Below are 22,019 nucleotides of genomic sequence, written 5' to 3'. Positions count from 1 at the left end.
GTGGCTTAATTTTTTATCCCGCATAAACTTATTTGTAGTCTCAGTATTAGGTCTATGGTTTTGATTAAAAATATTTTTCATCAAGTATCTCGCACTTTGGTCAATGTCATATTGATTGTTGTTTTCACATTAGGTGTTGTGGTTACAGCCGTGGTGTATTTCAAAGGTGAGTCTATCGCTGAGCACACTGCTGAGTTAATCTCACAAGATATGCCAACCTATGACCAACTTTATAAATTAGATAATTACATAGTCGAGCAAGAGCGTTTACTGTTTGAGGCCCATTCAATCAATGACATTGTGGATGCAAAAGACAACTACATTAAGAACTACCAAAGTGCTGAAAGTATCCTGGCAGAGTTAACCCCAAGCATTAGCAACAAAGTAGAAATACAAGGAACAGCTGCTAACCTTCAAAAGATAAATGATCTAGCCTATTTGTTTTTTGACAATTTGGCTCAAAGTGACCCAAATTGGCAGCTAGCAACTACACAGCTAGATAAAATTAAAGAGTTAAGTGATGCAACTAAGTATCAAATTCAGATACTCATAAATGGCGTCGACACAAAGGCAAGGCAATCCAAGAGTGAAATTTTTACGGGGGTTGAGAGTGTCAAACTTTTTGTTGTCTTATATGGGATCGCTACTCTTATCATTGCTTATGTAGTTGCCAAAGCTATTACTGCCTACTTAGGTAGCTCTGCTGATAACCAGCGCTTATCGCTATTCCCCACACGAAATCCAAACCCAGTGATTAGCTTAGATCACCAAAATAGGGTGACCTATGCAAACCCAGCCACCGATAGTGTGCTTCAGCGTTTAGGGTTACCTATTGGGCAAGCTCACTTGCTGTTAGATGAAAACATTAAGTCATACCAAGAAAAAATCTTAGCTGATACAGGGACTCACTCAACCTTATTCGAATACCAGATTGACCAACTGTACTTTCAATGCAATTTACATTGCCTTGAGGATTATAGAGAGTGGGATATTCATCTAACGGATATAACAGAAAGAAAGCGAATTGAAGAAGCTTTGTCATATCGTGCAAGTCATGATCCCGAGACTGGCTTAAAAAATAGATATGAGCTTGAACGAACAGTGTCAGGCTTATGTGACTTAGGACAAGAGTTTTCTTTTGGGTTAGTTGAAATTCGCTCTTTTAATCAATTGCTTACTGGTCAGGGGGTCAATGTTGCCGCTACCATTATGAGTGAGCTTGCTGCCGTTATCCGAGAAGTAATGTGTGGTCTAAATATTGATGATTGTAGTGTGTACCACCTTGGAGAGAAAAGCTTCGCGTTAGTGAGAGAGCGAAATGCAAACAAAGAGCAAATTTACTCGTTAGTTAAAAGAATAGAAGAAAAAATTCTGAACACTAGGTTTCATTGCCAGTATGAAGTGAGCTTGGATTTCGGTTTTTCATGCTTTCCTGAACACGGCGACAGCTACACAACTCTCCATAAAAGTGCTTTGGCTGCTTTAGATAAATCAGCCAGCAGTGAAGATAGAAGCCATATTATATTTACGCCTCAATTAGGTGACAAACTAAGGTACCAGCAGAAGCTCATTGAAGATATGCGCCTTGCAATATCTAATGCGGACTTTGAGTTGTATTTTCAGCCACAGCTTGACTTACACAGCGGCAAAATTATTGGTGCAGAGGTATTAATTCGTTGGCAGCGCAATGGTGATTGGATATCTCCTGCAGAATTTATTCCCTTGGCAGAAAGAGCTGGCTTGATCGATCAATTGGGGGATTGGATTTTACAAACCTCCTGTGAAAAAGCCCGTGATTTTATTAAGCTTGGATTTAGTGACATAGTCGTAGCGGTGAATATTTCTCCTTTGCAATTTGGTCGTAAAGATTTTCTGTCTAAGGTCCAAGAGGTGTTGCAATACACTCAATTACCACCTCAAAACCTCGAGCTTGAGATTACAGAAGGGGTAATTATCTATAATGAGCAAGAAACCATAGCAACATTAGAATCCTTAAAGTCACTGGGTGTAAAACTCGCTATTGATGACTTTGGAACCGGTTACTCATCTTTGAGTTATTTGAAAAAATTCAATATTGATAAGCTTAAAATAGATCAGTCTTTTGTACGTAATATTCAACATGAAAGTGCCGACCAATCAATCGTTAGAACTATTATCGAATTGGGCCGAAATCTTGACCTTACTTTGATTGCTGAAGGCGTGGAAGAGCAAGAGCAGTTAAATATTTTAAAATCTATGGGTTGTGATGAAATACAAGGTTACTTCTTTAGCAGGCCATTACCAGAGCTTGAGTTTATTGAATTTATACAACAGCAAAGCGGTTCTTAGGCAATGCTTAAAAGACTCACCACAGAAAATGCAATGCGTTACAGTAGGCAAGTCCTGTTAGCTGGCTTTGACTTAGAAAAACAAGAAATATTGCTCAATAGCAAGGTGTTACAGATTGGTGCGGGTGGGCTAGGGTGTGCAGCTTCCCAATACTTAGTATCAGCAGGGGTAGGTTATATGACTCTCGTTGATGACGACATAGTTGAAGAGTCTAATTTACAGCGTCAAGTATTACATTCTGAGGCTAGCCTTGGCGCGAATAAATGTGTGTCGGCGCAGCGAGCTCTGCTTGCGATGAACAGCACTGCTGACATCAATATCTTCGAAAAACGATTATCCGATGAAGAACTCAGCCAACAGATAGACGCTCACCATATTGTGCTAGATTGTTCCGATAACATTGAAACCCGTAATCAATTAAACCGACTTTGTATTCAACGGCAAAAGCCTTTGGTTTCTGGTGCCGCCATCAGAATGGAAGGGCAGTTATGTAGCTTTTTACCTGGAACGGACAATGCTTGTTATCAATGCCTAAGCACTATGTTTACAGAACAACAGCTAAGCTGCGTGGAAGCGGGGGTTATGTCTCCTGTTGTTGGAGTGATTGGAGCTATGCAGGCATTAGAATGCATTAAAATTTTAACTCATTTCGGTGAGCCGCTATCTAATAAACTCATGTTGTTTGATGCTAAAAGCATGGACTGGCAAACATTTGTGATCCCTAAAAATCCTGGATGCTCTGTGTGTTCATCTTAGCTTTGCTTTGAAAGGGGATTGAAATTCGATAACACCAAGGCTTAGTCCTTTAAGCCTTGGTAGCATTACCTACTGTTTATCTTAAATTGGCAATGATTAATGTAACTTCAGCTTTTGGCCAACTATGTTACCCACCTTACGGCTTAATAATACTAGCGAACCTTTAAACCAGCCATGAACAGCAAATTGGTGCATGTTATACAAAGAGATATAAACAAAGCGGGCTAATTTCCCTTCAACAAACATACTACTGTTGCTAAGGCTACCCATTAAACTTCCCACTGTGCTGTACTTGCTAAGATGTACCAATGAGCCGTAATCCCTGTATTGGTATGACTTTAACGGCTTAGATTTTTCTGTATTAATGATATTAGTTGCGACAATACTTGCCATTTGATGAGCAGATTGCGCCCGAGGAGGTACCCAAGAACCGTCATCTTGCTGAAAGCCACAGCAATCACCAATAGCGTAAATCTCTTCGCTTAAGGTACTTTGAAGCTGTTTATTTACTAATATCTGTTGGGCGCGGTTAGTTTCAAAAATGTTTAACTTTTGAATGAAATCTGGCGCCTTGACGCCTGCAGCCCATACCATTAGATCGGCTTCAATCAGCGTATCCTCGCTTGTCATAAAACCATCTTTTTGTGCGCTAGCTACCCGAGTGTTTTCTAACACTTTAATACCTAGTTTATGTAACGCAGCTCTTGCGGAATTTGTTATCCGTTCTGGTAAAGCGGGGAGTATGCGCGGCCCTGCTTCTATTATTGAGATTTGTAACCGTTCAGCAGACATTTTAGGCATGCCATAGGAACGGGCTAAGTTAGCAACATGATGAAGCTGAGCCGCAAGCTCTGTTCCTGTTGCTCCTCCGCCTACTATGGCAACTTTTAAGCTCGACTCCGTATCACTTAGCTGGTTAATTTTTATGAGTTGGTTAAGCAATGCCTTGTGAAACCGTTCAGCTTGTTGCAGAGAGTCCAGTAGGTAGCAGTTATCTCCAACGCCCGGCGTACCAAAATCATTACTTACACTGCCGATAGCAAGGACTAGGGTATCGTAAGTTAAGGTTCTACTTGGTAGTAAAACATCTCCGTTTTCGTCTGTAAGCGGGTCTAGGTGAATGGTTTTGCTTGCATGGTCAATATGACTCATGTTGCCTAATTGAAAATCATAATGGTGACGGGCGGCATGGATACGATAATCCACCCCGTCAGAATTTTTATCTATGACACCAGCTGCTACTTCGTGTAACAAAGGTTTCCACACATGGGTCCGACTGCGGTCAACTAAGATGACTTCAGCTTGCTTGTTTTTACCTAATGTTTTACTTAACTTGGTAACTAGCTCAAGACCACCCGCGCCTCCGCCTACAATGATTATTTTTTGCATGATATTTCCTAAAGTTTGAATAAATTGGGGGCGTCATTGCGGCTAGGGTAAAAGGCTTACCTAATGTGGGATAAATGAATGATAAAAAGAAGAAAAACACATTGATCGCAAATGAAAATGCCATAACAAAATTGTCCCAAAAAGGGCATGTCTTGTCTAGAATAGACAGCAATATACTAAGTGTAATTTGCATATGCAGCAGTGTGTTGGATATCTGTGGAACGACTCGTGCATAATTGGCCAATCGCAATTAAAATTATTGTGAAAATCTCTATCCATTAATCATAATAAAAGGTGTTGTAATGAGCTCAGAAGCTTCAGGCTTTAACCGAAGAAGTATGTTAAAAACTCTTACTGCAGGGGCGGTGTATTCGATAGCTGGCTCAGAATTAGCCCATGCTAATATCCAAGCCAATCATCCACATCCTATTCAAATTCCTAGCGGTGTTTCCCCTGAAACGCTCGCACAAGATGAATCATTTTGGGCCAAAGTTGCACTTTTTTATGACAAAGCAGATGGGATCGTGAATCTCGAGCATGGCTATTGGGGGAAAATGGCTCGTCCAGTGCAAACTGCTTACCTTGAAAATACTGAAATGGTAAATACCCAACTGTCGTATTATGCCCGTAAAGAATACAACCAAGATTTAGTCGATAGTGCTAATAAAGTTGCTGCAGCTTTAGGGGCCAAAGATGGCGAAGTGGTGTTAACAAGAAATGCTACTGAGTCTATCCATAATCTGTTAAGGCAATATAACGACTTTAAACCCGGCGAAACGGTTTTATTTACTGATATTGATTACCCGAGTTTTAAAGAAACAATGCAGTGGCTAGCCAAATCACGTGATGTTGAACCTGTAGAAGTGGTACTGCCACCCCAAGCAAACCAGCAACAAATACTCGATTTATACATTAAGGCGTTTGATAGTAATCCTAAACTTAAATTGATGTTACTGACTCACGCAAGTAATCAACATGGGTTAATACTTCCAGTGGCTAAAATTGCTGACGCAGCCAAGCAAAGAGGCATAGATGTAGTGTGTGACTGTGCACAATCTTGGGGCTTGTTAGACTTTAAAATTACCGACCTTAACGTAGATTGGGCAGGGTTTAATTTACATAAATGGATTGGCAGCCCTGTAGGAGTAGGGGCCCTGTATATGAAACAAGGCAGCCTAGAGAAAATTTCACCTTACCCCGGTGAAACAGACCCAGACAACACCCTAACGTACAAACGTGTACACACAGCAACAACCAATTTTGCTGCCACCTTAACTGTACCTACTGCGATTGATTTTCATCAATCAATTGGGCCAGCTAATAAAGATGCACGTTTACGTTATTTACATTCGCTATGGGCGACAGAAGCCAAAAAGATGCCTCACATAGAGGTGTTGGGTGGCTCTGATGCTGAGTCATCAAGTGGCATGGGAGCATTCCGTTTAACTGGCAAAACGAGCTTTGAAGAAGTTACCCAGTTACAAAAACGTTTAGAAAACGAATTTGGCGTATTTACCGTTGTTAGAAAAGGCCTAGCCAGTGGCTGTTGTATCCGAGTTACTCCGCAGGTTTTCGTTTCTGCTGCAGAAATCGCAACATTAACTGACGCTTTAAGAAAGCTAGCTTGAACTTCAAGCTAAAAATTTCGACACTATTAAATTAACCACATTAAAATAACGATAAATAGGCAACCCATGAAAAAATTATTACTAAGCAGCGTATTGTCACTAGGACTGCTTACACCATTTTTAAGCTCTGCTGATAGCGCCACACCAGAGCAAAAAATTAAAGACGCAGGCTTCACATTGCCTGAGCCAGTAAAGCCAATTGCTAATTATGTAACCTGGAGGCGTTCGGGCAATACCTTGTATTTGTCTGGCCACGGTGCCTGCGAAGGTAAAAGTGTATTAGGTAAACTAGGTGACGACCTTAACATTGAACAAGGTTATGACGCCGCACAGCGAGTTGGCCTATGTGCTTTAGCAACCATAAAGTATGCGGTAGGTGATTTATCAAATGTAAAACAAGTACTTAAAATAACGGGAATGGTTAACGCCACTGACTCTTTTACTGGCCACTCAAAAGTCATTAATGGGTTTTCAGACTTGTTTGTAACTGCATTTGGTGATGACGGCAAAGCCGCCCGTGCCGCAGTGGGTATGAGTAGCCTACCGGGTAATATGTCGGTTGAAGTCAGCGCTATTATCGAGCTGAAAGACTAACTTAAAAAGTAGTATTAAAAGGGGCAGGGCATACTTGCCCCTTTTAATGATTAACTAGGGAGTCACATGACCAAAGACGAAGTTATCGCACTACTAAACCTAGAGGGCCACTTTGAAGGTGGCTATTTTAGGCAAACCTTCAAAGCCACTCACAGAGAGCCTGTTATTACCGAACGCGGTAAACGTACCAGCATGACGGCCATTTACTACATGCTAAGTACAGACAACAGTATCGACCACTTTCACACTAAACACTCTGATGGTATTGAGTTTTATCATATGGGCTTGCCCATTACCTATCATATGATTCACCCAGATGGCCGCTATGAAAAAGTCGTAGTGGGGCCAGATATAAAAAATGGCCAACAGCTGCAATTAGCGGTAGCCGGTGGGACCTATAAAGCTGCAGAGCTAACACCTGCCGAGAGCGCCACTGCTGAACACGATTTTGGTTTAGTGAGCGAAGCAGTCGCCCCAGGTTGGGAGCCTGAAGATATGATAGGGGTTAGTGCCGCTGAATTACTTGAAAAATTTCCGCAACATAAAAATATTATCCAGCGTTTAGCAAGAAGTTAAGCTTAAAGTTTAAGTTAGGTGTCTGCGTCTATCTTAAATACCTTATCTATAGGCTTGTGTGAAGCGGGTTTATCAATACGACAGCCAATAAGACGTTGCGGAATATTAGGCTTTAGTAAGTCTGCAAAAACGCTTACATCTTTTAGATTAGGGTCTAGCCACATATCAATGGTGTCGTCATCTTGGCTCAATATTAGTGGGCTAGCTTTAGTATGGTAGGGCAGGAGTTTTTCGTGGGGAGGTAAAGTTATCACCGAACACGACAAGGCCGTTTCTCCCGTAGTAGAATTTACCCATTCTCGGCATAAGCCACCCAAGGCAATAGCCTCACCTTTAATGGCTTTAAAGTCTGTATATTTTGCATCACGGCCTTTACCTTCGGTTTCACCAAAGCCAGATGCGGGAATAACACAACGAGACTGCCTAAACGCCTCATACCCTGCACTTTGGGGCTTGTTTAGTTTGTCATAACGGGTGTTAAAGCTCGCCCATTTAAAATCAGGTTTAAAGCTATCGCCGTTTAAGGTTTGCAATAACCACCAACTGGCATTGGCAATATAGCGCTGCTGCGCCATTTGCCTAACAATTGAAACCTCGCTACCTGCCCGAATAAAGCGCTCAAACCTCAAAGGCTTTTGCCCTACATCAATAGGAATGCCCAGAGTACCAAGTAAATCAATTACTCCAGGCGTATCAGTAACATTTAAACGGCCGCACATAATTAAGCTCTAAAAATTTTGGGTGTTGATAGTATTAGCTAAGGGGTAAATTTAACATCATCTAGCTCTATCCAAAATGTTTCTTCGGGTTTACCCGTTACGTCAATGGAAATACTCTTCAATAGACCAATATCAAGCTTGCCTTGTTTAACAAAATGATTAAACGGGATGGTAATTGTTTGCCAACCTGAAGCACTAATGTTTACATCAACGCTGCTTTTACCAGCATAGCTATCTAAAGTTACAGTGTAAGTACTTGGTTTTGCATTGATAGCAAAAGAAACTCCCTTGAAATTGCTAGCATCTACAGGGTAAAAGCTACCTTGCGATAAAGGAAAAAGAACACCAGCTTTAGGATTCTTTTTGTTTTCTAATGCGATAGACACACTCAATACCTTATTTGAACTAGAGGTAGCAGGCTTAACTAAAGTCAAAATCTGACTACGGGGAAAACCATAATCTATGTTGGTTTTACGCAGTGTGCCGTATTGGGTTTTACCCTCCATGGCTTCAAAATCATCAATGTTTTCGGTTGCGATTATAGCTGGTGGTATCTCTGCACCTTGTTCACTTGTTAGTTTGTTATCAGCCACCACTTGCTTGCCGTCAATAAAGACTGATTTTAATTTCCTGTAATCACTGATATTTTCCCAAGGTTTACCGTCTACAATGACAAAATCAGCACGTTTACCTGTGGCTATTGTGCCTCTATCATCTGCTAGTCCAAGTGCTTCAGCACCGCCTCGGGTTCCTGCAATTAGCGCTTGTTTTGCAGTAGCACCAAAATCTACCATAAGCTCCATTTCATGTACTGATGACTCTCCAAATGGTGTGTTACCAATACCAGAATCCGTACCTAAGGCTAAGTGGACCCCAGCATTTAAAAAACTGCGAAAGTTTTGCTGAGAATACGTTTGTCTTAATTGTGCCGCTTTTATTTGTTTATCAGAATATCTAGCGACTCTATCCGGCCTTATTTCATAAACGGCCAATGTAGGGGCATAATAAACATTATTATCAGCCATTAACTTGGGCAGTACTGCATGGGTTGGCTCGTCTTGTATTGCGTGAACTATTGCGCTTACCCCGGCTTTTGCCGCTAGCATTCCGCCATCAACAGTTACTGTGTGGGTAACCACGGGTAAACCTCGCAAAGCAGACTGGGTTACGATTTCTGCTAATGCGTCTGGGCTAATATTGGTATCCTCTTTACTTCGCCCGTATCGCCATCCGTCAGCGAATACTTTTATCATATCGGGCTTAAAGTCATCTAAATATGCTACAACGCTTTTAGCTTCTTCTGTTGATGCCACTAAGCGTGTCATTCGCTCATCGGCCCAATCTGCACCATGGCCACCAGGCGGAGCAATACGGGCGGCATAAATTACATGGGGAGATATGAGCTTTGTATGCCATTCACGCTTAGGTGCGTAAGAATCTGGCGAAGAGTGAAAGTCTGTAACAGTAGTGACGCCATGGGTCAGCATTGCTGTTGCAACTTCGGCCCTGCTAGATGTCCAATGGGTGTGCACATCTGTTAAGCCAGCAACCAAACTCAAGCCATTACCATTGATCATCACGGCATTATCTGGCGCTTTAAGCTGCGGTTCAATTGCCACAAACCTACCATTTTCAATTAAAACATCAGATATAAAAGGAGCGGCTCCTGTACTATCAAAAATTGTTATGTCATCAATAAACACACTGTTGGAGTGAGCATTTATAGAGAGAGTTGCAGAAAGTGCACAAGCACTAATGAGTATACTTTTCAGTTTATTATTCATATTTTTAATACTCCTTGTATGTTTGTTTTTCTAAATTAAAACTAGTTACAGCTATAACCTTCTTGGTTGCTAGCAAATAGCCAAAGGTCAAAAAAAGCGGCAGCTGAAACTTTAAAATCTAATGTTTAAATACTTGGCTGAGCTTAATGTTTATGAGGATTACGCACTATACTTAAGCAGTTGCACTATACCTAAAGACAAATCATAGTGGGAAAGGCTCCCTAGCTATTCAACCTATAATTTAGTGTAAAACCTTACCCTCAGTACAATAACTCGGTGCATTAGAAAAAGCATTTAGTGATGGGAGGAATAGCCCTATTTACGCTACGAATAGCACAGGTTAATGTGTTTACCTGATATTTCTGCACTAGAAGTTACTGGGGGGAAATACGATATTGACCACAGCATGCTTTTTGCCAATTGGCTCAACAAAGAGCTATGGAATCTATTGCCAACCGACTGCAGAATCAATAACCAAAAAAGCGACCGACTACCCACAGAACAAAAACTAAAAGGCGCCAAACAGCACATTCAAAGCTGGTGGCAATAAGCTTGGCTGAAATCAACTGGTATAAACCTAGAAATACGAAAACAAGCAACTATGCAATCATGGCAAAACAAACGTTTTTTCGCCGAGGCTAACATAGCCTTACCAGGATTAAACTCAAACAACCAATCAATCGACGACTTGTTTGAAGCGCTGGTGGTACAGCGTGGTAGGTTGAGAGAGATGCAGCAGTTGAGGGAGTGGTAGTTCAGAGAAACTAGAGTTGCTCGATGTGTCTGCATTTAGGAAAACTACTGCAACCCAAAAATTCATTACCAATGTTTGCCCCTTTTTTAGCGATGCGTTTCACCATAGGCGAAGCACATTTGGGGCATATGGTGGTAGTTGTTGGTTTAACTGCAGTTTGCAAAGGCTTAGTGGTTTGCACTTCTGCAATTAATTCAAGTAATTGATTGCCGTTAATCAACTCAATAGGCAGCCCTTGTGCAAACTTAATGGCATCATTTGTAAAATGCCCAGAACTGACAACATAAACACTCACTGCGTTCGATGCGGCCAGCACACCAAACATTTCACGCACAATAGACACACCTACTTTAGATCTGCGCCACTGCTTGCATTGCACTATATGCAATTTACCGTCTTTAAGTAACCTCAGGTCGATACCCCCATCGGCACCACCTACCATGTTTTCTTGTACCGCAAAGCCCTTACGACGAAAAGCCTCACCCACCAGCACCTCAAAATCACTCCAAGAGGTGTCTCGAAGGGTGTCGATACTGTTTTGCTCCTTAATTAGTAGTTTGCGTTTTTGTTGATTAAAAATAGAAGAAATGGCAGGGATTAGGAATAAACAAGCAAACACCCACGCTGCGTTTTGCGCAGTATTGGCAAACACTGACAATATTGGATTTTCGCTTGCCAAATTCGGAATAACAAACCTAAGCCCAGCATACACAGCGACGCCCGCAATAACACTTACCCACCAAGGTAAATAAGAAAACTCTTTTAGAAGTGAAGGTTTTTTGCGACCCATGATCAATCCGTGATTTTTAAATTGGAGTTTAAATATACCCACAAGTCAAAGTTGATCAATGAGGCGTTTGATAACTGGTTATTGGATTTTATATTTGGTTAGGTCATGCAATTCTGAGGTGTTTCTTTTATCGAACTGCGGGGGCTGGTTCGTTGAAACGTTGAAATAAACACAAAGTCACCCATCGTAATCAAATCGATTTTGTCGAAACCATCTTTGGTAGCACCGCCACTGCTTTCCCACCTTTAAAGTTTCAACAATAAATGACTTTTTCTAGAGGTAAATGGAAAGGCAGCCATTTCTGTACAGCTATTTACTACAAATTAAAGTTTAAGGTTGAAGCGTTACATTCTTTTTGATTTGAGAGTATAACGCTTCAAGTTTTTATTTAGGATGAGCGATATTATTGGCTTAATTATCGGCCGGTATTGGCATCGGATAATGCCTTAAAGCGTACAACCTTAAATTCGCCCTGAGTACCGTCTTTGCCGCTATTTAATACGGGAGAGCGGTGCAGTTCATTTACAGTGCCATAGATGTAATTATCTAAGCCAACTGCAAGCCCGTCAGGCCAAGACACATCATCACGCTGGATAAGGGTTTTATATTGACCATTTGCTTGAGTGTAACCGATTGCGTCGTTTGTTATTGAGGTGACGTACACATTGCCTGAGTTATCCATTGTTATGCCGTCAGAAATGGGTTTGTCACCATAACGCTGCACTTTTTTGTCTAGCTCTTGATCGGATAGGCTTGTATCTAATAGATCTTTGGTGGCAATTCGGTACAGGCTAGTGCCAGACATAGAGCCGTAGTAAAGGTATTCAAAGTTACTATCTATGGTGATTGGGTTCACGCCCATGCGCACTGGTTGGCCGTTTAAGTAGATTGTTTGCTCATCAATGACCATATCGATGTCTTCGGCTTTGGTTGACATCGACTCTTTCAATACTCGGCGAGCTATGCCGGTTTTCAAGTCAACCACAAGGATTGAGGCCGTGCCCGTATCAGCGATGTAGATTGCGTGGTTTTTGCTATCAACCGCTAGGTCATTTAGAAAGCTTGAGTCAGTAATCACAGGCTTAGCTAGGTAAATTATTTTATGCAGTTGTTCTTTCTTGGTGTTCCATCCTACTAATCGCCCTGCATGATCAGGCCCAGACGTGTCTAACAACCACAAAATGCCATTAGTATCGATATTTAACCCAAGTACCCCGTAAAGACCACCAGACTCTTGGCTTTGAGCCGCATAGGCCCAGTTTTCATTGGGGTAAGGTTTGGTTGTTCCATCTGGTAACAGCTCAACGACTCGCAATGATTTGCCGTAAAACTGGTGAATACTGAGAAATATTCGGCCATCAGCGCCCACCGCAATGTTGCCTGGGGGGGTCTCTGCACTGAGGTTGGCAACTACTTCAAGTTGTCTTGGTTTATCGGCTGCTGCAATGTTTAGACTAAATGCACTGGTGGCAATCATAGCGGCCGACGCTAGTAGTTTGAATGAACGAGTCATTGTAACGCTTCCTTTTGGTAAGTGATTGCCATGTGTTTAGATGTGCTTTAACGATTCAACAACTTCGCTAGGCTCAGCGCGCTGCGTGTAATCAGCGTTCACATCAGCAAATACGATTTTGCCTGATGGGGCAATGACATAGGTTGCAGCAAGAGGTAGTTCGAAAGCGCCTTTACCGTTATGCGCTTCAACGTCAATGCCAAACCCACTGTAAATAGGTTTGATTGAGTCCGGTAGAGTAAAGGCTAAACCTAAGGTTTTAGAAAACTCAGAATTAGGATCAGATAATACAGAGAAGCTTAGCGCATTTTTTTCTGCAGTAGAAAGTGATGCATCAGGTAGCTCAGGAGTTATGGCTAGTAAGCTAGCACCTTGTGATTTGATGTCGTCAAGCACGTTTTGGTATGCACGCAATTCTAGGTTGCAGTATGGGCACCAACCGCCACGGTAAAATGTTAGTACTACTGGGCCTTGAGAGAGCTTTTCTGACAAGGTAACTGAGTTGCCAACTTGGTCTGAAAGAGAGAATTCCGGAAATACTTCCCCCACTTTTGGAGCAAGCTTTTCAAGCTCTTTTGCTTTTAGCACTTCGACTTCAGCCAGCATGACAGATAGCTTTTCAGCAGGAATATTTTTAGCAGACGCTTCACGTACTTCAGTTAGTTGCTCTTTAAGGCTCATATGGGTTTCCTTGAGATTAAATATATTTTTGAATGAACGTTCAAAATGTTATTTCCGCAAGCTATGTTTGTCAACGTCAATTTGAATAAGCATTCAAAATGTTATTAAATATCACCTGTACCCAATAAAGTAATGAGCGTTATGGCGATTAAAAAATTCGATGTGGATGTTGTGCTTGATCAGGCAATTAACACATTTTGGCAGTATGGTTACCATGGAACTTCTATGCAGCAATTGTTACAAGCCACGGGGTTACGCCCAGGTAGCTTGTACCGAGAGTTTGAAAGCAAAGAAGGCTTGTACTTGCTTGCCCTGAGTCGCTATGCAGCAGATACCATTACGACGGTAAACACCCGTATACAAGGCAGTTTAAATGTTCTTGAAGGCATTAAATCGATACTGCTGGACTTGTTCGAAGAAGCCAAAGCCAAGGATTACTGTGGTTGCTTTTTAGTAAAAACGCAATTGGAGCTGTCTGCTCACAATGAGTCGATATTGACGAAAGTTTCTGAAGAGTTTGCGAAAATCGAAGCAAATTACTGCGCTCACCTAAAGACAGTATTCTCGCCTGAAATCAGTGTGCAATATGCCAAACAACTCATGCTCGTCATTTTTGGTATTCGTGTTTATAGTTATCAAAGTGAGCAACCTGCAGATATTGAGGAATTTATTTTATCCATATTGCCTTGGCTGAAAACCGCGTAAGCTGGATTATTGAAATAATCACAACGTAGCCCATAGCAATAGGCTCGACTCTATCGATATCAGCTTTGGTGAAAAGAATTTAGTGTATTGCTTTTTTTACTAACTATTTATAGCTTTCAACAGTATGAACCCCGACCTAAAAGCTCTAAGCCGCAGCAGTAAACCAAGCAAGGGAGTTAAACATCTTGAATTGCAGTTTTAACACTATCAAATTTCATTATGGTTTAACTCACTTGTTCACTCTTTAGGCAAAATCTCCACTGCGCGCAGGCTAGATAAGTTTTGAATTAATAAGGGAGCGATGCCGAGTACGGCGGCTAAGGTACTCAAAACGGAATCAAAAGCTATATTGGCGCTGAAAATAACCAGAATAAACAGTATGGCTACCAACATAAACAAAGGCGCTCGTAAATTGTGCCACAAGCTAGTTTGTGCTTTCGCTACCCATTTTTCTACTTGGCTGCTGGGTTCAGCCGTTAAAATAAATTGCCTGAAACTTTCATTCACTAAGTGCCAGCCACTGTCTCTGTATATCAATCCTCGGCGTTGTAAATGTCCAATAGCTTCAACGTTGGCAGGGTTGAGTTTAGCGCCATGGGCTAGTTGCAGCAGTGTAAGGCGTTCGTCGGTACAGCATTGTTCCCAGCGTAAACGATAAGTAGGGCGAGCATGTTGCACAAAAAACTCCACTATTTGCTGGGGTGACCAATAGTCATTTAATTCTAACTCTTCATTGGTAATACTTTGTTTTAACTGCTCTTCTTGTTGCTGTAACTTTATGGATCTATGGTAGGTGAGAAATACCTCTTTGATTTGTTTTAGCTCAGGCCAATGGGTTGATTCGTGTATTAACATAGATACGGCATCAGGCGATGTGGTTAAGGTACTTTTTTTGCTCGCTACCCAATAATAGTGCATGGCATAGTCACGTAATAGTTTACTCCATTGCCACAGTTCTCTTTTATCGGGCGCTTCTTTCTCGTCATGGGCAGGAAAGTTGTCGGCTTGACTAAGCAATAACATCGGCGACACTTCTGACACAATAATTAAATCAATTTTTTGTTGTTGTAGGTATTTAAGTATTGTGAGTGCTTGGGTGCGATTTTTTCGATTAAATAAGCTTTGTGCTAGCCCTTGAATGACAATGAGTGGCGGGTGTTCTTGGCTTTGCAGCCCAATAAGCTTAGTTTGATTTATCTGTCCTTCAGTATCTATCCAATCTTCTATATAGCTAATGTGCCCCTCGTATATGGGGATTTTTTTAGCGCTAAAAGCATTTTCTAAATCTAATTGACTCAATTGGCTAATAAATTGTAGCCGCATTTGGCCTTGGGCTTTTAACTCTGTTAAACGCTGCCATATATATTCGCTGTGCTGTGATTCTGAAGGAGGTCTAAGGCGATAACTATCAAAAATATGTTCACCTAATAATTTACGACTAACTAAAAATAAACCAGCAAAAAATATCCCCATAATGACTAGCGCCGTAATGAGGATTATTTGTGGTAAAAACTCCCAACTGGCGGCTCGCATAAAGCGGTTTTGGTTGTATTGTAATGATTTCTCACTTTTGTTTTGGAGGTTATTGGCTGCCTCAAATTGATACTCAGCGGCAACATGGGTTTTAAGGTTTAAATTTTTGATAATCGACTTTAAAAAAGGATCATTATTGGAGTGACTATTGCCAGTTTCCCTATCGGTTACAGTCAGCCAGCTAGTTGTGGCTTGTGTGTCAGCCAAGGCCACTCCTGGAAATAAATTCTGATGTTCAATTTGTGGCAATACAGGCGCTAAACCAGGGATGTCATCCCTAGGTTGTTTCATGATCTTTCTATAATGCTTAGCTTGCTGTGCCATTTTTTGCTGTTGTACTTGTAAATATTGATTTTGAAAGGTGGCTTGTCCAGCAAGCATATAGCCGTTAACGCTGTTAATGAGAATGACCGCAGGCACCATAGTAATGAGATAGATATTTGCTGCCAAGTACCAAAGATACCCCATTGATACCCTGCGGTTTAATAATGCAAGACTGCTGTTTTTAGTAGAAGTAAGAGGACGCTTTGTTTGGCTTTCTCGGGTTTTTATAAACAATAACACCGAGGTCACTAAAAAGAATGCCACTCCAATTATTAAGCCATAGGGTGTGTTGTCGTTAGCTTGAGTTAGGGTATTTTCGCTTGTGGGTGAAAAGTACAACGCCAAGGAAATAAGCAACCCACAAATAAAGGGGATAAAAAAGGGAGTTCTAAATACTATGCTTGGCTGCGGCAGAAACCGTTTAACAAGGGCTTTAAAAGTGAGTTTTTGATTCTGAAAAGCAACGGGGACAAGCCTATATTGCAATACAATTAGGATCACGCTCAAAGTTATGAAGAAAAAGGCCAAGCGTGGCAGTACGTAGTTGGTGACTCCCATGCTTAACAGTTGCATGATACAAGCAGACCATATCCACAAGGCAAGCCATTTATACCTAATGCGAAAAGCCAAGGGTTGGTTGTCATCATGTTGGTAATGAAGAATGCGAGCCCACAAGCCTTGAAGGCTTAAATAGCGGCTAAGTAACACCAAAGGAATTAGCAACATCAGATATAAAATAACGGCAAGAAATACCAATAACATATTTACTTGGGAGGATTCCTCTTGATTATAAAAGACCACCAAACCCCATTCGGGTATATCTTTATGTAACTTGCCAATAGTGACCTTATGTGGGGCATGACGATACTCTAGTTCTAGCTGGGTGGGGACTTCTGCGTCTAGCTCTGTCAAGTGCGCCATAGTGGTAAGTAGTTGTAAATTGTGAGTATTTTCTGCAAAAAAGTTTTCTACTAAACTACGCTCTTCGTCGCTGTGGAATAACACCTGACCTTGTTTATCAATAACAGCAAATCCGAAGTTATTGGGTAAACTACGCTGATTTAAACTTGTTAACGAAGTACCAATTGAACTGAGGTATCTAGACTTTTTATTTAACTGTTTGTTATGAACAATATGCTTAAAAACCAATTGGCTATTAAAACGGGCATCACGAATGTTACGAATACGTTGAATGAAAAATGGTTTACCCCTCTTGGACTTATCTGTGTCTTCTTTATTCTCTTTTCCTGTCCAGTTCCAAAGCTCGCCGTGCCAGCCTCGCTGATAGTATTCACGTCCTTTTAAGTCCGCCAGTTTTGTGCTGTATAGATCCTGATGGGGGCGATATATAGTTGGAGGTTGCTTGTCATTAAAACCTGAAAAATACCCATCTTTGTTAAGTAAAAACCAATTCTCGATAAAATAAGGAGTGGATTTACCCGACTCTGGTAATAAAAGGCAATTTCTTAGTTGTTGAGATTTATCGATGTCATGGGCAAGCGCGGAGCCTGACTGGCCTTCACAGGGATTATTTCCCGCCTGCTGGATATTTTCAAAATAGGTATTATCGATTTCAATTAGTTTATTCAATTCTTCGCTAAAATCTTCCCTGATCATTTTGTGCAAACTTTCACTCTGAATTGCTTTTTGTTGCAGCCAATAACGATAAAAAAGTTGGTCGGTAATGGCTATGGCCAGTACGCCAAACAAGATAAATAAACCGAGAATAAATTGGCTAACATCAGAGCGAGAGTAGCTGTAGGTTGGGGCGCAATATTGAATTTTTAATATAGGTAATATTGCGACTAATAGAACTAGGCAAAGTACGGCCCATAACGCAGCGGTATTACCTATTTTTAAGTTGTTTAATACGACGTCTTGTTTATCAACAAAGGCTAACAAGTAAATATCCTTTGTTGAGTATAAGTGGTTTTTTTCTTCGGCCAAACTCAGCTTGGTTAACTTTATGGGTTGTCGATAAATTCGCAGGTGTAGGCCGGCTAGCTCTCGGTCTATAGAGTCACTTACACTTGTGTCTGTTGCCCTTTCTATTTCTAATTTTTCTTTACTCTCTAGATAAACTTTAACATTTGAAAACCTTAGGTCAGAAAGGCCTTTTGCGAGATCGGTATGGCGTTTTTCTGCCAAAATATTGCCTTTATCATCACTAATTACAAGTAATGGAAATGGACTTAAATGGCTTGGGATAAGATCAGAAATAGGTGTGGTTATTTTTAAATTATCAATTTCAATTTTAATAGCTTGCTCATTAGGATCCAATTGTAAGGCAAACTCAGTGCCTGTTGTTTCAAGTGATTGATTGCTATTTTTAAGGACGTTTAAGTGTTTAAAGTTTTGTGTGGCGTTCAGCAGGTTTTTAAATTTGTTAATGTCGAGTTCGGAATGCGTGTCAATTTGCTTATTATCTGACTTACTGGTTTCTTGGGCCTGATATTCTTTAAATTCTTGGCGAACACTTGTACTGAGTAGATTAAGTGATTGCTGTAGACTTTTTGCCGCTTCGTTTAGTTGCCGCAAATAACGGTGGTTTTGTTGAATTTCATTCTGCTGAATTTTCAAAAAATAATAAGCTGCACCAACTAAAATAATAATGAGTAATAATATACTGTAGCGTTTATACGGGGACTGTTTTTTTGTGGGCATAACTCACACTTCCTTGGTAAATTATTTGTGCAGATATTATGGTTTAGTAAGTGTGGTTGTGCAAATTTTACACAGAGATATGTGGTAAATGTAAGCCGTGGTTTAGCCCAAGCTAGATTGTATGGAACAAAAGCTGGTAACTATTAGATCAAGTCTGAGCTAATACAGCTCAGACATAAAGTATTTAGGGGCGCCTTCAATTACATATTTGCAGCGTGTAAAGCTAACAAATTTTTAAAGCCCATTTGTATCTCGTTGTTTTTAAAATCATTAACCAACGGCTTTGTGTAAGCTTATGGTACAACTTTTATCTTCTTTTTTTCTTAGGCTTGATGCCAAGGGCTTTGTTTCTGGCCTGTTGTTTACCTTTATTACTTCTTTTGGCCGGTTGGTTTTGTTTGGTTAAGTCGGGTTCGTAACCCGGTAGCCACTGTTTTAACAGTACGCTGTCGAGTACTTTCTCAACTGCTTCTAGTAGCCACTCTTCCTTTGGACTCATTAGTGATATGGCTAACCCAGTGTTTCCTGCTCGACCTGTGCGACCAATACGGTGAATATAATCTTCGGCAACATAAGGCAGTTCGTAATTGATGACATACTTTAAATCGATGATATCAATGCCTCTGGCTGCTACATCGGTTGCTACTAGTGCTCTGGTTTTACCTTGTTTAAATTCTGCGAGTACTCTTTCTCTGGCTCCTTGTGATTTATCACCATGGATAGCTTGAGTTGGGATCCCGTCTTTACACATTTCTTTGGCGAGGGCATCAGCCATTTGTTTGGTACGAGTAAATATTAATACTTGATGCCAGTTTTTTGAGCCGATGAGATAAGACGTGATTTCTCGCTTTCGATCACTATCAACTGTATACACTAGTTGTTCTACTTGCGTGGCTGCTGCATTGCGTTCATTAACTTCGATAAGTGTAGGGTCCTTGAGTAAGGTTTTACTTAATTTGAAAATTGCGTCATCGAATGTTGCTGAAAACAACAAAGTTTGTCTTTTGCTGGGCAGGCGCGCTAAAACACGGTTGATTTCATTTTTAAATCCCATGTCTAACATGCGATCCGCTTCATCAAATACAATGGTTTGAAGCTGGCTTAAATCAACACTTCCTTTTTCTATATGGTCTAACAAGCGCCCTGGTGTTGCTATCAGTATATCCACGCCTTTCTCTATCGCGGACAGTTGCGGGTTAATGCTGACTCCGCCATATGCCACCGCAATCTTAAGATGAGTATGTTCGGCATAGCACACAAAGTTTTTATACACCTGTTGGGCGAGTTCTCGAGTGGGGGTTAATACCAGTGCTCGGATAGGTCTTTGTGTATCAGTAAATTTTATTAGTTGCTGTAGTATGGGAAGGGCAAATGCCGCCGTTTTTCCCGTACCTGTTTGGGCGCCCGCCATAATATCTTTGCCCGCAAGAATCTCGGGGATAGCCTGTTGTTGTATTGGTGTTGGGCTCTCGTATCCCAACACTTTGACTGCATCAGTTAGGGATTTATCTAATGCTAACGAAGAAAAACTCATATGTGACGTTACTTTTTGATTACTTGGTGCCTTTATATCATTCATGCTCTTTACATCAGAAGTAAAAGCGATTCTTTTTTCTTATCTAGATGCTAAAAGCCAGCATGGGTAAACTAAGTCAATGCTTTTAAACAATAAAAATAAATGCGGATTCAGTTGTTTTAGCTGTTCAACATTACTGTTTGAATTAACGCTTGAGTAATATCACCTCAAAGAGCAGATATCGCTTTTTCTGCATTTTACTGCTCTGGTTAGCGGTTGTTGTAACGGGCCACTGAAATGGTTACGATTAACCAAGTATTTCAGATTTTGTGTGATTTTGGTCGCATGTACAGCTTGTTTGCCAAAAATTAAAGGACATTATAATGAGCGAAAAGAGCACTTCAAAATCATTAATATTTATTGTGCTACTGGTTGCTGTGGGGTTGGTTTTTGCAATCATCATGACAGTGGAAAAAGAGAGCCAAGAAGAACCAGATAACTCTGAGGTTATAATTGAGACCCAGCCTACAATCGAACCTAAAGAGGAAGTTAAGGCTGCCCCCAAACCTGATGAACCAAAAGAAGAGCTAAAACCTGTTCCAGAAGCTGTTGAGCCTGAAGCTACGCCAGAACCTAAAGCTGAAATTGAAGTTGCTCCAGAGCCTGTCGAACCCCAAGAAGAAGCTGAAATCGAACCAGAACCTATATTACCTGCATGGGATATATTCGAATCTGAAAACGAGACAACGGGTGAGAAAACAGCAATTGCCTATTCTCCAGACTCTTATCCAGAGCCAAGAATGCAAGACCCTTACTCGGATGTAAAAGGATGGATGGTAGTGCGATGTGACAGTGGCTTCGAGTGGTCTTATTTTGGATTCTCTACACCGCCAAGTATTACCAAAAGCACCAAAAAAGACGGTTATGACAAAATGATCGTGAAAGTTAGCTGGGATGGCAAAGTTGAAAACCTAATATTCAACCAAAAATGGGGTGACAGATTTTTAAACTTTAAGGAAAGTGTTTTTGCCATTAAAAGAATTCAAAAATCAAATTCAGTATCACTAGACTTAGACTGGGAAGGCCAATCAAAGGTTAGGTTTACATTCACCCTAAATGGCGCACCCGCTGCATTGGAGAAAATTAGGGGTATGTGTGCTAATTACTAAATCCTATTAATATTAGCACCACCTCCTTGCTTTAAGGAGTGCTGGGTACTGTTTCCTTATGACTTATGCAAAGAAAAACCGGAAAAATTTTAGATATTCACTTTCAAAAAACACACCTGCAGAAACGAAAAAACCTCTAAGCCAAGTGACTTAAAGGTTTTAATGTGGTGGAGCTGGCGGGAGTTGAACCCGCGTCCAGAAGACGTCAACCGTCGGTACTACATGTTTAGTTTGTCATTTATTTAACTGCGTGGAACTCCGACAAACAGGATTTCGTTGCAGCTGGCCTAATACTGTTTCGCGGTTCACCCTTAGACAAGGTTCCCTCGCTATCCTGCTGGGATGACCTTCCGAACCTCTACTAGCAGAAAGAGTATGAGTGGAAGGGCTTAGCCGGTTATTAAGCGGCTAGAGCGTAGTTTTCGTCGTTTGCGACTATTTAAATGCGGCTTTTTACGAGGCAAACCGCTCCTCGACATGCACCTAAAGCATCTAGAATCCTGTCGAATCCAAAATCAGCCCCAAAGTGTTGTTGGCTGCAAACTGCCAACGTCGGCATTCTAACATAGCCTTATTGCTAATGAATACAGAGAATC

General features: G+C 41.0%; 15 protein-coding genes, 1 other RNA gene and 1 pseudogene. 8 read left to right on the top strand and 9 right to left on the bottom strand.

What is annotated here, in order from left to right; translation table 11 throughout:
• Nucleotides 1-60 precede the first annotated feature (60 nt).
• Both ACMUMK_RS09720 and moeB read left to right on the top strand, forming a co-directional pair.
• Nucleotides 61-2,328, top strand: a complete 2,268-nt coding sequence (locus ACMUMK_RS09720; protein ID WP_414700924.1) for an EAL domain-containing protein — start codon at nt 61-63, stop codon at nt 2,326-2,328.
• A 3-nt stretch (nt 2,329-2,331) separates the two neighbouring features.
• Nucleotides 2,332-3,084 (top strand): molybdopterin-synthase adenylyltransferase MoeB, encoded by a 753-nt coding sequence (gene moeB, locus ACMUMK_RS09715; RefSeq protein ID WP_414700923.1) that lies wholly within the window; start codon nt 2,332-2,334, stop codon nt 3,082-3,084.
• A 96-nt stretch (nt 3,085-3,180) separates the two neighbouring features.
• On the opposite strand, the gene ACMUMK_RS09710 is transcribed toward moeB, so the two are convergent.
• Entirely contained in the window at nt 3,181-4,473 is a 1,293-nt protein-coding gene (locus tag ACMUMK_RS09710) for an NAD(P)/FAD-dependent oxidoreductase (RefSeq protein WP_414700922.1), read from the bottom strand.
• A 302-nt stretch (nt 4,474-4,775) separates the two neighbouring features.
• Between ACMUMK_RS09710 and ACMUMK_RS09705 the strand changes: the two genes are divergently transcribed.
• The 3 genes from ACMUMK_RS09705 (at nt 4,776) to ACMUMK_RS09695 (ending at nt 7,271) form a co-directional block, all read left to right on the top strand.
• Nucleotides 4,776-6,101 (top strand): aminotransferase class V-fold PLP-dependent enzyme, encoded by a 1,326-nt coding sequence (locus tag ACMUMK_RS09705; protein ID WP_414700921.1) that lies wholly within the window; start codon nt 4,776-4,778, stop codon nt 6,099-6,101.
• Between the two features lie 66 nt (nt 6,102-6,167).
• Entirely contained in the window at nt 6,168-6,695 is a 528-nt protein-coding gene (locus ACMUMK_RS09700) for a RidA family protein (protein ID WP_414700920.1), read from the top strand.
• 66 nt (nt 6,696-6,761) lie between these two features.
• Entirely contained in the window at nt 6,762-7,271 is a 510-nt protein-coding gene (locus ACMUMK_RS09695; protein ID WP_414700919.1) for a cupin domain-containing protein, read from the top strand.
• Between the two features lie 14 nt (nt 7,272-7,285).
• Here ACMUMK_RS09695 and ACMUMK_RS09690 read toward each other — a convergent pair whose 3' ends face one another.
• Together ACMUMK_RS09690 and ACMUMK_RS09685 are read right to left on the bottom strand one after the other, a co-directional pair.
• Nucleotides 7,286-7,990: an SOS response-associated peptidase family protein gene (locus ACMUMK_RS09690; RefSeq protein WP_414700918.1), complete on the bottom strand. Its 705-nt coding sequence runs from the start codon at nt 7,988-7,990 to the stop codon at nt 7,286-7,288.
• A gap of 38 nt (nt 7,991-8,028) precedes the next feature.
• Nucleotides 8,029-9,774, bottom strand: a complete 1,746-nt coding sequence (locus tag ACMUMK_RS09685; RefSeq protein ID WP_414700917.1) for an amidohydrolase family protein — start codon at nt 9,772-9,774, stop codon at nt 8,029-8,031.
• Nucleotides 9,775-10,159: 385 nt separating this feature from the next.
• Here ACMUMK_RS09685 and ACMUMK_RS09680 point away from each other — a divergent pair.
• Nucleotides 10,160-10,528: pseudogene (locus tag ACMUMK_RS09680) on the top strand (SAM-dependent methyltransferase); the annotation flags it as partial.
• Nucleotides 10,529-10,538: 10 nt separating this feature from the next.
• Here ACMUMK_RS09680 and ACMUMK_RS09675 read toward each other — a convergent pair.
• From ACMUMK_RS09675 to ACMUMK_RS09665, 3 genes are all read right to left on the bottom strand, one after another.
• Nucleotides 10,539-11,318, bottom strand: a complete 780-nt coding sequence (locus ACMUMK_RS09675) for a restriction endonuclease (RefSeq protein WP_414700916.1) — start codon at nt 11,316-11,318, stop codon at nt 10,539-10,541.
• A 415-nt stretch (nt 11,319-11,733) separates the two neighbouring features.
• A complete protein-coding gene (locus ACMUMK_RS09670) occupies nt 11,734-12,831 on the bottom strand; it encodes an L-dopachrome tautomerase-related protein (protein ID WP_414700915.1) in 1,098 nt (365 codons plus the stop codon).
• Between the two features lie 36 nt (nt 12,832-12,867).
• Complete coding sequence (locus ACMUMK_RS09665; RefSeq protein ID WP_414700914.1) at nt 12,868-13,512, bottom strand: peroxiredoxin-like family protein; 645 nt, start codon at nt 13,510-13,512, stop codon at nt 12,868-12,870.
• A 141-nt stretch (nt 13,513-13,653) separates the two neighbouring features.
• Between ACMUMK_RS09665 and ACMUMK_RS09660 the strand changes: the two genes are divergently transcribed.
• Complete coding sequence (locus ACMUMK_RS09660) at nt 13,654-14,217, top strand: TetR/AcrR family transcriptional regulator (RefSeq protein WP_414700913.1); 564 nt, start codon at nt 13,654-13,656, stop codon at nt 14,215-14,217.
• A 237-nt stretch (nt 14,218-14,454) separates the two neighbouring features.
• On the opposite strand, the gene ACMUMK_RS09655 is transcribed toward ACMUMK_RS09660, so the two are convergent.
• Both ACMUMK_RS09655 and ACMUMK_RS09650 read right to left on the bottom strand, forming a co-directional pair.
• Nucleotides 14,455-18,738, bottom strand: coding sequence for a hypothetical protein (locus ACMUMK_RS09655; RefSeq protein WP_414700912.1), 4,284 nt, complete (start codon nt 18,736-18,738; stop codon nt 14,455-14,457).
• Between the two features lie 307 nt (nt 18,739-19,045).
• Nucleotides 19,046-20,272 (bottom strand): DEAD/DEAH box helicase, encoded by a 1,227-nt coding sequence (locus tag ACMUMK_RS09650; RefSeq protein ID WP_414701399.1) that lies wholly within the window; start codon nt 20,270-20,272, stop codon nt 19,046-19,048.
• Nucleotides 20,273-20,637: 365 nt separating this feature from the next.
• Here ACMUMK_RS09650 and ACMUMK_RS09645 point away from each other — a divergent pair, with 365 nt between their 5' ends.
• Complete coding sequence (locus ACMUMK_RS09645; protein WP_414700911.1) at nt 20,638-21,423, top strand: hypothetical protein; 786 nt, start codon at nt 20,638-20,640, stop codon at nt 21,421-21,423.
• A 165-nt stretch (nt 21,424-21,588) separates the two neighbouring features.
• On the opposite strand, the gene ssrA is transcribed toward ACMUMK_RS09645, so the two are convergent.
• Nucleotides 21,589-21,946, bottom strand: a transfer-messenger RNA (tmRNA) gene (ssrA, locus tag ACMUMK_RS09640).
• Between the last annotated feature and the right edge of the window lie 73 nt (nt 21,947-22,019).

This window comes from Paraglaciecola sp. 2405UD69-4 (assembly GCF_047525415.1).
Lineage (GTDB): Bacteria > Pseudomonadota > Gammaproteobacteria > Enterobacterales > Alteromonadaceae > Paraglaciecola.
This window is presented reverse-complemented; position numbering and strand designations above follow the sequence as displayed.